Source organism: Paroceanicella profunda (assembly GCF_005887635.2).
Classification (GTDB): domain Bacteria; phylum Pseudomonadota; class Alphaproteobacteria; order Rhodobacterales; family Rhodobacteraceae; genus Paroceanicella; species Paroceanicella profunda.
This window is the reverse complement of the sequence record NZ_CP040818.1, coordinates 3,877,203-3,889,961: the sequence shown is the minus strand read 5'-3', so window position 1 is coordinate 3,889,961 and position 12,759 is coordinate 3,877,203. Positions and strand designations below refer to the sequence as shown.

The window sequence follows — 12,759 nt, the reverse complement described above, 5'->3', positions numbered from 1 at the left end:
ACCATGTCGCGCCCTCCCGCGGGCGGCCCGCGCAGCGCGCGGCCCGCTGTCCCGATGCCGGGAACGGCGTCGCCCGAAGCCCAGTGGCTGTTTCCATATTTCTGCAACCTTGGCGCGCATCCGGCAGAAACATGCCTGAAGGTTGAAAGCACTGGCAAATATCCGCCGATAAACGGTCCGGGACAACCTTGAGGGGTGGCGCCGCAGATTTCTCATTTAAATTGACTATGAAAAAATACCTCTTAACTATTCTGGTGAGAGGGGAGATCCCGCGGATGAGGGGCGTCGTGCCGGTCGGTTCCGGAGCCACCCTGCAGGGATCAGTGAACTGTCATCGACGATGACGGGAGCGGATGCCCCGGGCGTTTGCCCGGCCGGCCACGTGTACGGATTTGCTTTTCGATAGAAGTGTTCCCGAAAGCTTACGCGCGGAATGCTTGCTGTTCGTATTTGCCAGTTCTTCACATTTTTCATGATGACCTGGGCCGTTGCGTGCTGACGGCGCCGCTGTCCCCTGCCGTGCTGCGGCCGGGCGCGTCGCCCTGTTCCACATCGCAACTTTTCGGAAGCGGATGACGACATGACCTCACCGTCGGCGACGGCGCCGGGCAAGCCGCGCATGCATCACATCGACTGGATGCGCGCCTTCCTGATGACGCTCGGGGTGCCCTATCACGCGGCGCTCATCTATTCACAGGGAACGGAGTGGTTCATCCATTCAGATGACAAGAGCGCGTTGCTCACCTACTTCGCCTCCCTCATCAACAGTTTCCGCATGCCGGCCTTCTTCATGATTTCCGGCATCCTGGCCTTCTTGACGCTGCACAAGATGTCGACCCGGGCCTGGACGATGTCGCGCCTCACCCGGCTGCTGGTGCCGCTGGCGGTGGCCACGCTGCTCATCAGCCCGGTGGTGATGCTGGCCCACCAGTATTTCCGCGCCTCGGGCGAGGCGGATGGCGTGATCCTGCCCGGATACCTGCACGAATTGCGGCAGGTGAACCAGAACTGGGTCGGCCACCTGTGGTTCCTCTATGCGCTGGTGTTCTACTTCCTCGTCGCGGCCACGCTGCACAGCCTGCGCGACAGTGCCGCGCTGCGCGGGCTCCGACAGCTCACCGCGCGGCCGGTGAATCTCTACGTGTTCTGCGTGGGCATCATGCTCTACACGCTCGCGGTGCGGCTGGGCACCTACGGCGTGGAGCGGCTGACCGGGTTCGACTTCCGCCTGTTCGGCATCGTGAACCTGGAGGCCTGGGCGCTGTTCCTGCCCTATTTCGCCACCGGGTTCCTGTTCCGCTATCTGGACCTCACCGAGGCGGGGCGCAGCCGCTTCGTGATCACCGGCGTGATGGCACTGGGCTGCGCGACGGCGTTCAACCAGCCCGGCGAGATCAGCAAGCTGCTGTGGTACTCCACCTCCGCGGTGCTCTCCGTGCTGGTGTCCTTCGAGCTGATGCGGCTGTTCCGGCGGTATTGCAACCGGGAGAACCGGCTTGTCTCGCGGATGAGCCGGGCGTCCTACACCATCTACCTGTTCCACATGCCCGTCGTCTGCCTGATGGGGGCGTGGCTGACCACGGTGGAGGGCAACGTGTTCCTCGAATTCCTCGCGCTGTGCTGCGTGGGGATCGTCCTGCCGCTGCTGTTGCACGAGGCCATCGCGCAGTCGCGGCTCATGCTGTTCCTGTTCAACGGCGCCCCGCTGCGCCGCAGCCGCCGCCCGGCACGGGGCGCGGTGGCGGCCGGGCCGCGCATGGCACCGGCCGTCCGGACGGGCCCTCTGCGCGCGGCCTATGCGCCGGGCCCGGAATAGGAGCAGCCCCCGGCCGGCACGGCCCGCTCCCCGCACCCGTGCCGGCCGGATCTTCCACGCGCGGCCCGCTCCTGCCCGGGGCGGGCCGCGCCCGCGCTGCGTGGACAGGGCTGTCGCGCCGGCCGTGCCGGTCTGGCTTGTCCTGCCCGCCGTACCTGTCGTACCCGCCGGGGACTGTCGTGCGCGCCCGGAACTGTCGTGCCCGACCCGGACTGTCGTGCGCGCCCGTGCCTATTCTGTCTGGCCACGTCCGTTCTTCCCGGGTGGAGGAGTTGGCCGCGCCGGGACCGGGCCCGTGCTGCCTGGCCGCGGCTGTCCTGCCCGGACCGGGCCCCGCCGCGCGGGGAGGGCGCTCGTCTCGCGTGGGCCGTGCCCATCTTGCCAGGGCCGTGCCCGTCTCGCGTGGGCCGCGCGTGCGGTCGCGAGGACTGGCGAAATCTCCACGATCGGTTAGTCTGGCCATTGCGTGATGCGCGCGCGGGGCGCTGCCCCCCGGTTCCCGGACAGGGCGCCGGTGCGACCCGGGGGGTGAGGAGGCGGCGCCTGCGTGCAGCGCGGTTGCCTTCCAGACAGAGGTGACCATGTACGCGCCGGTTCTTTCCATTGCCGCATTGCTCTTCCTGCTGCCGACATTCGCCCGGAGTTCGGGATGGCTGGCGCTGCTCACCGCGATTGCCCTGATGCCCTGCGCGGGTTTCCTGCTGGCCGGGGCGGTGAGTGATGACCGCTACAGCGGCCAGAGCGCGTTGTGGCTGGCCACGGTGTCCGGCACGCTGGCGCTGTGCGGCGGCGTGGGGCGATATGCCAGCATCCGCGCCCGCCGCCGCGGCACCCCGCGGGCGCGCAGCCTGTGGATGGAGGCGCTCATGCTGCTGATAGGGCTTGGCTTCCTCGCCGTCGCCTCCTACCTCGCCGCACCCTGAACGGCGGCGCCTGCCGCAGCCCCCGGGGGAGGGGCCGGCCTGCGCGGCGGTTGCCTGATCGCGCCTCGCCTAGTCGAGCGCGCCGTGCAGCGGGGCGGGGGCGGTGTCCGTGCCGCTGTGGCGGGCGGCGGCGGTGCGGCCGTCGGCGAGGAACAGGTGCACGTGTTCGGGCGGCAGGGCGAAGCGCATCCGGTCGCCGGCGGCCGCCGACACCGCGCCGGAGCCTCGGGCGATGAGCGTGGCGCCGCCCGGCAGGCGGGCATGGATGAGGTGGCTCTCGCCGAGGTTCTCTATGCGCTCCACGGTCACCGCCAGCACGCCCTCGGGGTCCTCCACCAGATGCTCGGGGCGGATGCCCAGCGTCTGCACCGCCTCCGGGCTGCCGCCGATGGTGAGCGGCAGGCGCACCTCGCGGTCCGAGCCGAGGTCGCACAGCAGGCCCTGCGCGCCGGCAGCGGAGACCTTCACCGGCAGCACGTTCATGCTCGGCGCGCCGATGAAGCCGGCCACGAACAGGTTCGCCGGTTCGTGGTAGAGCTCCAGCGGCCGGCCCACCTGCTCCACCCGCCCGTCGCGCAGCACCACGATGCGGTCTGCCAGGGTCATCGCCTCCACCTGGTCATGGGTGACGTAGATCATCGTCACGTCCGGCAGGCGGGCGTGCAGGTCGGCGATCTCGCCGCGCATCTGGGTGCGCAGGGCGGCGTCGAGGTTTGAGAGCGGCTCGTCGAACAGGAAGACCTTCGGCTGGCGCACGATGGCCCGGCCGATGGCCACGCGCTGGCGCTGGCCGCCCGAAAGCTCGCGCGGCAGGCGCTCCAGCAGTTCGGTCAGCTCCAGCGTGGCGGCCACCTCGCGCACCCGGGCGTCCACCTCCGCCTTGTCGCGCCGCTTAAGGGTGAGGCCGAAGGCGATGTTCTCGAACACGGTCATGTGCGGGTAGAGCGCGTAGCTCTGGAACACCATGGAGATGCCGCGCTTCGCCGGGGGCAGGGCGTTCACCACCGCGCCGCCGATGGACAGCTCTCCGGCCGAGATGTCCTCCAGCCCCGCGATAAGCCGCAGGAGCGTGGACTTGCCGCAGCCCGAGGGGCCCACGAACACCACGAATTCGCCGGAGGGGATGTCGAGGTCGACACCGTGGATCGCCTCGTGCCCGCCGAAGGACTTGCGCAGCCCGCGCAGGGAAAGTTCGGTCATGTGTCAGTCATCCTTTCACGGCGCCGGCCGTCAGCCCCGCCACGATGCGGCGCTGGAAGATCAGCACCAGCACGATGAGCGGCACGGTCACGATCACCGAGGCCGCCATGATGTTGCCCCAGGGCAGCTCGTATTGCGTGGCCCCGGTGATGAGGGCGATGGCCACCGGCACCGTGCGCATCTCGTTGGAGAGGGTGAAGGTGAGGGCGAAGAGGAACTCGTTCCAGGCCACGATGAAGGCCAGCAGGCCGGTGGCGGCCAGCGCCGGGCCCATCAGCGGCAGGAACACCCGGCGCACCACCTGCAGCGGCGTGGCACCGTCCACGAAGGCGGCCTCCTCCAGCTCCTTCGGCAGCTCTGTCATGAAGGTGGTCAGCACCCAGACCGTGAAGGGCAGGGTGAGCACCATGTTCGCGAGGATGAGCCCGGGCAGCGAGTTGAACAGGCCGAAGGCCCGGATCATCTCGAACATGCCCGAGAGCACCGCCACCTGCGGGAACATCGACACCGCCAGGATGGTGACCAGCAACAGCCCGCGGCCGCGGAAGGCCACCCGCGCCAGCGCATAGCTCGCCAGCACCCCCAGCCCGAGCGACAGGGCAACCACCGAGAAGGCCACGATGACGGAGTTCAGCACGTTCCGCCCGAAGGGCTGCTCGGTGAAGATGGAGATGTAGTTCTCCATGTCGAACGTCGGCCAGTAGGTGACCTCGAACAGCTCCGACCCGGTCTTGAAGCTCGACACCACGGCGTAATAGAACGGGAACACCGAGAACAGCACGATGACCGCGATGAGCGCGCAGAACCCCACGCGCCCGGCAAGGCTGCGGGGCATCATCGCACACCTCCCGTCAGCCGCACCCGGCCGAGCGTGAGCACCGCGGCGGTGAGCACGGCCACCATCACGAACAGCAGCGCCGCGGCGGCGGAGCCGTAGCCCACGTCCTGGAAATCCACCAGCTGCTGGCGGGCGAAGACCGACATGGTCATCGTGCTCTCGTTGTTGCCGGTCATCGCGTACATGAGGTCGAAGGCGCGCAGGGCGTCGAGGCCGCGGAAGATCACCGCCACCATCAGCGCCGGGCGGATGAGCGGCAGGGTGACGCGGAAGAACACCCGCACCGGGTGGATGCCGTCGATGCGCGCGGCCTCGTAGATGTCGCGCGGGAGCATCTGCAGGGCGGCGAGCACCAGCAGCGCCATGAAGGGCGTGGTCTTCCACACGTCCACCGCCACGATGGCGGTGAGGGCGGTGGCGGAACTCGCCATCCAGGCCACCGGCTGGTCGATCAGGCCGAGTTTCATGCCCAGATCGTTGATCAGGCCGAACTGGTCATGCAGCATCCAGCCCCACATCTTCGCCGAGACGATGGTGGGGATCGCCCAGGGGATGAGCACCGCGGCGCGCACGATGGCCCGGCCCCGGAAGGGCACGTCCAGCGCCAGTGCGATTCCCACGCCCAGGATGGTCTCCAGCGTCACCGAAAGCACGGTGAAGTAGAGCGTGTTGCCCACCGCGGTCCACCAGTTGGCGTCCTCCAGCAGGCCGCCCCAGTCCGGGTTCCAGAAGTTCTCGAACCCGACGAAGGCATAGCTGCCGGTGTCGGTGAGGGTGGCGTCGGTGAAGGCGAACCACAGCGTGCGCCCCAGCGGCCAGCCGGCCGCCAGGGCGAGCGCCAGGAGCATCGGCGCGAGGAAGACCAGCGCCGAGCGCACCTTGGCGCGGGTGAGTTCCGATCCCTGCATGGGCCGCGCTTACCAGCCGCGGCGCTTCACGGCGCCCAGCTCGTCCGCGAGGTCGGACATCGCCGTCTCCGGATCCTCGTTCCCCTCCAGCGCCGCGTGCACCTTGCCCCAGAAGGCGGCGGAGACGCGGTTGTACTTCTCGCCCGTCACGCCGGAGGGCCGGGCCACGGCATTCTCGAACGTGTCGTAGAGGTCGCCGAAGAAGGGCACGGCGGCCAGCACCTCCTCATCCTGGTAGAGGTCGGTGATGGTGGGGTTGTAGGAGCCCTCGATGGCGCGGCGTTTCTGCTCCTCGGGGGAGGTGAGGAACATCACCAGGTCGGCGGCGATCTCCGGGTGGGCGGAGTACTTCGACACCGCGAGGTTCCAGCCCCCCAGCACGCCGGTGTGCTTGCCCTCCGCGCCGCCCTTGGGCAGGGCCACCACGCCGACCTTGCCCTTGATCGGGCTGTCGTCGGACTGGGCCAGCGCCCAGGCGTAGGGCCAGTTGCGCATGAACACCGCGTTGCCGGACTGGAACACACCGCGGCTCTCCTCCTCGGTGTAGTTCAGCACACCCGGCGGCACCATGTCCTTCATCCAGGAGGCCGCCTCGGTGACCGCGTCGATCACCTCCGGCGAATCGACCACCACATCGCCCTTCGCATCCACGATCTCGCCGCCGTAGCTGTCGATCCACTCCAGCGCGTTGCAGGTGAGCCCCTCGTAGGCCCGGGCCTGGAAGACATAGCCCCAGAGGTCGTCGTCGCCCGCCTCGCGCTCGCCCTTCTGGACGATACGGGCGGTCTCGGCCATCTCCTCCCAGGTGGTGGGCACCGCGCGGTCATATTTCTCCAGCAGGTCCTTGCGGTAGAACAGCACGCCCGCATCGGTGAACCAGGGCATGGCCTTCAGCTCGCCGTCGACGGTGTTGTTCTCCACGATGGCCTGGAAATGGTCGTCCTGCGCGCCCTGCGTGTAGGGCTTGAGGTCGATGAAATGAGTGCCGAGGATGCCGGGCCACACCACGTCCACCTGCAGCACGTCGATATCGCCCGCGCCGGCGGCCAGGATCTGCTGATAGAGCGCCAGGCGCTCCGAGCTGGAGTTCGGCGTGGAGACGACCTTCACGGTGTTGCCGGTCATCTCCTCCCATTTCTTCACGCCATCTTTACAAAGTGTCAGCTCAATACCCAGCGCGCCGCAGGAAATCGAGATTTCTTCTGCATTGGCGGTAACAGCGAAAGAGCTTGCCGCGATACTTGCAGCGCCAACAAATAATCCGAGCTTCATGGCTAAGTTCCTCTCCCATGGGAAAATGCCCTCAGGGCATGATTTTGCTTGCCCTGAATGGTAGATGTTTGACGCTGACTGTCAAATTCGGGTGAGGAGGGAACGTTTCCGCCCCGCGCAACGCTGCGCCGGGGCGGGCTGTTCAGTGCGGTGAAATCCCGTGCGCGGCGGGGAGAGCTGGGGGGGGCAGGGGCCCGGCGGGCCCCGGCGCCGGTCAGCGCGCGGCCGGGGCCATCATCGCGCTGATGTCGTCCGCCAGCCGGGCCAGCGCCACGCCATGCGCCCGGGCCAGCGCGCCGTAGGTCTCCCCGTCGACGGGGACGCGGATGTCGAAGCCGCGGCTGCGGGTGTCGTCGCCGCGCCCGTAGGCCGAGACCCGCACCTGCCCGGAGAGGCGCAGCTCCCCGCCCAGGCTGCCGGCGAAGTAATCCACCTCCACCTGCACAAGCTGCTCGGGCCGGGTGCCCAGCGGCCAGGGCTCGGTGACCACGGGGGTCGCGAGCCGGTTCGACAGTTCGCGCGACAGCAGGATCGTCGCGCCGCGGGCCGGGTCGGAGGCCCAGCGGTTCGCGTCGGAGGCGAGGATGGTGCCGTCCGGCTGCAGGCTGGCGATCTGCGGGCGGCGGGCATAGAGCGGCAGCCCCACCTCGCGCAGCCCGATCAGCGTGCCGTTGGCGTCCTGCTCGCCGGTGGACACCTCGGATTGCGGCGGTTCGAGGAGGTAGTAGGCCGGCCCCGTGGCCTCGCTGCAGGCCGCGAGCGCCAGCAGGGCCGCAGACAGGGCGAAATGGCGCAGGCAGCTGCGGCAGGCGGTCAGGAGGTCCGGCATCGTGTCTTCCCCGGTTGGTGTCGCTGTGCGGATACGGTCTTCCTTAACACGTGTGCGGCGCGGGTCGAGCATCGCGATGCGTGCAGCGGGGCGCCGGCTGTGGATAAGTCTGTGGGCAGGCCTGTGCGTGTGCGGTTTGCAACCTGTGGGCGGGCTGTGCGCAAGTCATGTTAACCAGCGGTTAACCAAATTGTGGATAACTCTGTGGGCATCTCCGGGACTGTCTGGTGGCAACCCTGTTGGCGGCCTGTGGGCGGGCCGCACCGGCGCGCTGTAACAACAGGGTGGAAGCTGCGGAAAACCCAAGAAAATCAATGTTCAGCATCTGACACGCTCCGGGGCGGCCCGATGGCCCCTTCGCCGCCGGCGCCGGTGGAATAACGCGAGCGCCGCAAGAGCGCGATGTGGACAATTCGGCTGCCCTGTGCAGAGGAGCGGTCGCGGCTGCCTCCGCCGGGCCCGCTGAATCGGGCGTTTTGCCGCCCCGAACGGCTCCCGGCGGCTCTGTGGATGGGTTCGGCGGCTCCCGGGGCCGTTCAAGGGCCGCTGGCGTGTGGAAACGGGGGCGCCACCGGCGGAGCGATCGCAACGGCCCGCCGGGCAGGGGGCAGTGGTCCGCAGCGCGGTCCACCTCCGTCTGCGCGCCGGGCGCGCGGGTGTCGCCGAAGCGCGGTCAGGCGGCCCCGCGCCGGTTTCGCGGGTGCGCCCGGCTGGGGCATCGTCCCCGCTGTCCTCTGGGTGCGGACGGGGCGGCCGCGCCGCCTCCACGCCCCCGCTCCGCGTGATCTCCGCAGCCTCCGCAATGCGCAGCCCTGTCCGCGCCGCGCAGGCGGGGGCGTGTCCGGGGCGGTGGGGCGCGTGCGGGCGGGGGCTCCGGGGCGGAATGGCGGCCGGCCCCCCTCCGAAAGGGGGCCGGCGGCGGATCATTTGCCGATGATGAGCGAGTTCGGCTGCTGCTGGATCAGCTCGGCAAGGTCGGTCACCGCGCGGGCGGCGTCGCGGATCTCGCGGATCGCGGTCACCGCCTCGTAGTTCAGCTCCGACCCCACGCTCACCGAGGCGAGCACCTGGTCCGCCTCGCGGGACAGGGAGGCGAGCTGGCGCAGAAGGCCGGGCAGCTCGTTCAGCGCCTGCCGGGCGACCACGGTCGTCTCCTGCACGCCGCGCAGGGCCGCGGAGGCGGCCTCGCCGAGCTTCTCGCGCTGCAGGTCGTCGAGCAGCGCGGTGGCCGAGCGCAGGGCGTCGCGGGTGGCCGTGGGCAGCTCGTCCACCCCCGGGGCGCCCAGCACGGCGCGCAGGGCCTCCAGCGTCTGGCTGAGCTGGGTCGTGACCTCGCGCAGCGCCGGGTCGTCCAGCAGGGTGCGGGCCGAGGCAAGGGCGGCGGAGAGGTTCTTCGCGGCCCCCTCCTTCTCCAGCGAGGCCAGCAGATCGCGCGCCGATTGCAGCGTGTCGGAGAGCTGTTGCGGCGTGGCCCGGGCGCTGTCCTGGTCCAGGATGCGGCGCAGGGCGGCGAGGGTGCCGCCGGCCTCGCCCACGGCCGCGCGCAGCCCGGCGTCATCCATCAGGTCGCGCGCCGCGCGCAGGGCGCTTGCCGCGTCGCCCGGCAGGGCCTTCGTGCCCGGGTCGTCGAGGATCCGGCGCAGCGAGGCCAGCACCGGATCGGCGTTCTGCGAGAACTGCGACAGGGTCTGGCGCGCGGCGTCGAGCGTCGGCGGGATCGCGGCGACGGCCTCGGCCAGTTTCGGATCGGCCAGACGGGCGCGCAGGGCGGCGAGCGAGGCGTTGATCTCCTCGGGGAGCTGCTTCGTGGACGGCTGGTCCAGCAGGCTGCGCAGGCTGTCGAGGCTGGCGGAGATCCGCCCCGGCAGCGCCTTCATCTCCGGGTCCTCCAGCAGCGCGGTGAGCGCGTCCACGCCGCCGCGCACCGAGGCGGGCAGGGCGGCGAGGTCCGGGTCCTCGGCGAGGCCGCGCAGGGCGGCGACGGCGGCGGTGATGTTGTCCACCGCGCCGCTCTGCTGCAGCCGGCTGGCCATGCCGTCGATGGTGGTGAGCAGGGCCGAGAGCGTGGCCGGGCTGGACTGCAACTCCGGGGATTCGGCGAAGCGGCGCACGGCGGAGAGCGCGGCCTGCGTGTCCGTGAGGCTCTGCTGCAGCGCGGGGTCGGAGACCAGCTTCTCCACCGAGGCGAGGATGCCGGCGATGCGCGCGGGCGCCTCGCGCGTGCCCTCGGAGGCCACGATGGCATTCATGTTGTCGAGCAGGGTGACGGCGTTGTTGAGCAGCGCTTCGATCGGCAGGTTGTTCACCCGGTCGAGCACGCCTTCCACGGAGCCGGTGATCTCGGCGAGGTCGGAGGGCACGGAGGGTAGCATCGGGTAGGGGCGCTGGCTCTCGTCGAGACTGGCGGGCTGGGCCCTCGGGTCGTCGACGAGATCCACGTAGAGCGCGCCGGTGAGCAGGTTGCCCATGGCGAGCTTGGCGCGCAGCCCGTTGCGCACCGCCTGGCGGACGAAGTCGAGCGTGGCCTGCCGGTCGCCACGCTCCAGCCCCAGCCGCTGGGGCTGCAGGGCGATTGTGGTGCGGGTGCGGAAGCTGCTGTCGGTGGGGTCCACGGAGGCGAAGACGTCCACCACCTGGCCCACCTTGATGCCGCGGTATTCCACGTTCGCGCCGGCGGAGAGGCCGCGCACGGAGCCGGTAAACAGCACGGCGAGCTGGAGCTGGTCCTCGAGGTCGCCCTCGATCACCAGGTCGCGGGCCTCGGTCTCGGAGTTGAACAGGGTGTAGACATGGCCCTCCTCCACCTCCTCGGCCGGCGCGCCTGTGCCGATCTCGTCGAAGGAGGCGCCGCCCTGGATGAGCGAGGCGAGGCTGGCCACCTGAAGCTGCGCGCCCTGCGGCCCGAGGGTGAACTTCACCCCCGAGACGTTCCAGAACCGGGTGCTGGTGGACAGGCGCTCGGAGTTCGGCGCGTTGATGAACACGTCGAATTCCACCGCGCGGCCGTCCGCCGTGAGGCGCTTGCTCTCCACCTTGCCCACTTCCACGCCGCGGAACATCACCGGGGCGCCCACGCTCAGCGAGCCGCCATCGGTGCCGCGCAGCACCACGCGCAGGCCCGGCGTGTCGGCGGGCGTGAGGGGGGATTCGTCGAGCCCCTTGAAGGTGCTCTGCTCATCGCCGGGCACGTTGTCCCAGGCGCCCTCGATGTAGCTGCCGGAGATCACGGTATCGAGCCCGGTGATCCCCTGCGCGGTGATCTGCGGGCGGACCACCCAGAAGCGGGCGCTGTCGTCGAGGAAGGGCGCCACGGTCTTGTCCATCCGCGCCGTCACCACCACGCGTTCGAGATCGCGTGAGAAGCTGACGGTCTCCACATGTCCCACGTCGACATCGCGGTACTTGATCCGGGTCTGGCCCGGGGTGATGCCGGAGGCCTTGGCGAAGCTGATCTCGATGAGGGGGCCACGGTCGGCGAAGTTCTGCCACAGCAGGAACAGCGACACCGCGATCGCCCCCAGCGGCACCAGCCAGACGACCGAGGGCAGGCGCCTTCTGTCCTGGATCGTCGGGGCTTCCGGTTCGGGGGTCTCGTCAGTCACTCTGTTCTCCAATCCGGTCCCAGATCAGTCTTGTGTCGAAGGCGCGCGCGGAGAGCATGGTAAAGGCAACCGAGCTTGCGAAACAGGCAGCGGCCGGCCCGGGCGACAGCGAGGCCACGAAGCCGAGCTGCACCAGCGCCGAGAGCACCGCGACCACGAAGATGTCGATCATCGACCAGCGCCCGATGAATTCCACCACCTCGTAGAGCTGCAGCAGGCGGTGCTTGTCCATGCGCCAGTGGTTGTCCACCGCGAGGGCCAGCAGCGCGATGGCGAAGAACTTGCCGATCGGGATGCCCACGCTGGCCACCAGCACGATGATGCCCACGCCCCAGGAGCCGTATTCGATCAGCTCCAGCGCGCCGCCGATGATGGTGCTGGCCATCTCCTGCCCCAGGGTGCGGGTGATCAGCATCGGATAGAGATTGGCGGGAATGTAGAATACCAGCCCGGCGAAGAACCACGCCCAGACCGGCTGCATGCCCCCGCGCGGGCGCGACTGCATCTGCGCGCCGCAGCGCGGGCACCGTGCCACGCCGGTCCGCTCCACCTTGCCGCAGATGGTGCAGCCCACCAGCCCCGCCGCGCGCGCGGTGAGCACCGGGGCATCATGCGCCCGGTGCGCCCGCGTGGTGCCGAGGATCTCGTCCACCGAGGTGGGGGGCTGGGTGGGAGGACTCATCCGATCAGGCTCCAGATCGACCGGCGGCACATGGAGATGTCCTCCAGCGTGACCAGCACCGCGAGCAGCACGAAGATCCAGAACGCCGGCCCCAGAGTGACGGAGGCGAGACCGGAGATCTTCACCAGCGCCACCGCCACCCCGATGACGAAGATTTCCGCCATCGACCAAGGCCTGAGCTCGATCGCGAGCCGGAAGGCGCCGCGCGCGTGGCGCCGGGGCGGGTGGCCCTCGCGCAGCGGCAGCAGCACGTAGCACAGCGCCAGGGCGCGCAGCAGCGGCACCGCGAAGATCAGCCCGCCGACGGCGATGCCCAGCGGCCAGGCCCGGCCGCTGCCGATGGCCTCCGCCGCATCGATCACCGTGGCTTCCTGCGCCAGTCCGCCGCCCTCCAGCCCGAGGAAGGGCAGGGTGAGCGCCGTGCCCATCAGCACCAGCACCGCGAGGGAAATCGCCAGGAGCTGGTCGATGGCCCGGTTGCGCCAGGTGCGCAGGGGCGTGCCGCAGCGCGGGCAGCGCACGCGCTGTCCGGGCGCCGGCCGCTCGTCACGGCACAGGGCGTCGCAGATGTGGCAGGCGGTCAGTCCCTGCAGGTCGGACTCCATGAAGGCCGCGGTCTCCCGGTCTGGGTGATATGTGGCTGGCGCCGCTGATTTTGCGGTGCAGCGCGGTTCGGTTCCGCCCTGATT

At 69.8% G+C, this 12,759-nt stretch carries 11 protein-coding genes; 3 read left to right on the top strand and 8 right to left on the bottom strand.

Features of this window, described 5'->3' with window-relative positions:
* Positions 1-580: 580 nt before the first annotated feature.
* Entirely contained in the window at positions 581-1,816 is a 1,236-nt protein-coding gene (locus FDP22_RS17375) for an acyltransferase family protein (protein WP_138575966.1), read from the top strand.
* Between the two features lie 581 nt (positions 1,817-2,397).
* Positions 2,398-2,739 (top strand): hypothetical protein, encoded by a 342-nt coding sequence (locus tag FDP22_RS17370; protein ID WP_138575967.1) that lies wholly within the window; start codon positions 2,398-2,400, stop codon positions 2,737-2,739.
* 69 nt (positions 2,740-2,808) lie between these two features.
* Here the strand turns inward: FDP22_RS17370 and FDP22_RS17365 are convergent, their stop codons facing one another.
* Genes FDP22_RS17365 through FDP22_RS17350 form a run of 4 tightly spaced genes read right to left on the bottom strand, consistent with a single transcriptional unit; the run spans position 2,809 to position 6,810 of the window.
* Positions 2,809-3,939 (bottom strand): ABC transporter ATP-binding protein, encoded by a 1,131-nt coding sequence (locus tag FDP22_RS17365; RefSeq protein ID WP_138575968.1) that lies wholly within the window; start codon positions 3,937-3,939, stop codon positions 2,809-2,811.
* Positions 3,940-3,946: 7 nt separating this feature from the next.
* A complete protein-coding gene (locus FDP22_RS17360; RefSeq protein ID WP_239031818.1) occupies positions 3,947-4,777 on the bottom strand; it encodes a carbohydrate ABC transporter permease in 831 nt (276 codons plus the stop codon).
* Positions 4,774-5,685, bottom strand: coding sequence for a carbohydrate ABC transporter permease (locus tag FDP22_RS17355; protein ID WP_143972274.1), 912 nt, complete (start codon positions 5,683-5,685; stop codon positions 4,774-4,776). The genes FDP22_RS17360 and FDP22_RS17355 overlap by 4 nt, the downstream gene beginning before the upstream one ends.
* Before the next feature lie 9 nt (positions 5,686-5,694).
* Positions 5,695-6,810 carry an ABC transporter substrate-binding protein gene (locus FDP22_RS17350; RefSeq protein ID WP_239031817.1) on the bottom strand — a complete coding sequence of 372 codons (1,116 nt, stop codon included), beginning with the start codon at positions 6,808-6,810 and terminating at the stop codon, positions 5,695-5,697.
* On the opposite strand from FDP22_RS17350, the gene FDP22_RS24965 reads away from it, so the two are divergent.
* Entirely contained in the window at positions 6,779-7,021 is a 243-nt protein-coding gene (locus tag FDP22_RS24965; protein WP_239031816.1) for a hypothetical protein, read from the top strand. The genes FDP22_RS17350 and FDP22_RS24965 overlap by 32 nt on opposite strands.
* Before the next feature lie 150 nt (positions 7,022-7,171).
* On the opposite strand, the gene FDP22_RS17345 is transcribed toward FDP22_RS24965, so the two are convergent.
* The 4 genes from FDP22_RS17345 to FDP22_RS24590 form a co-directional block, all read right to left on the bottom strand.
* Positions 7,172-7,786, bottom strand: a complete 615-nt coding sequence (locus FDP22_RS17345) for a PqiC family protein (RefSeq protein ID WP_170317748.1) — start codon at positions 7,784-7,786, stop codon at positions 7,172-7,174.
* 923 nt (positions 7,787-8,709) lie between these two features.
* On the bottom strand, positions 8,710-11,388 hold the full coding sequence (locus FDP22_RS17340) for an MlaD family protein (RefSeq protein ID WP_170317747.1): 2,679 nt from the start codon (positions 11,386-11,388) through the stop codon (positions 8,710-8,712).
* Positions 11,381-12,070: a paraquat-inducible protein A gene (locus FDP22_RS17335; protein WP_138575971.1), complete on the bottom strand. Its 690-nt coding sequence runs from the start codon at positions 12,068-12,070 to the stop codon at positions 11,381-11,383. Before FDP22_RS17335 ends, FDP22_RS17340 begins: the two co-directional genes overlap by 8 nt.
* A complete protein-coding gene (locus tag FDP22_RS24590; protein ID WP_170317746.1) occupies positions 12,067-12,675 on the bottom strand; it encodes a paraquat-inducible protein A in 609 nt (202 codons plus the stop codon). Before FDP22_RS24590 ends, FDP22_RS17335 begins: the two co-directional genes overlap by 4 nt.
* Positions 12,676-12,759 lie beyond the last annotated feature (84 nt).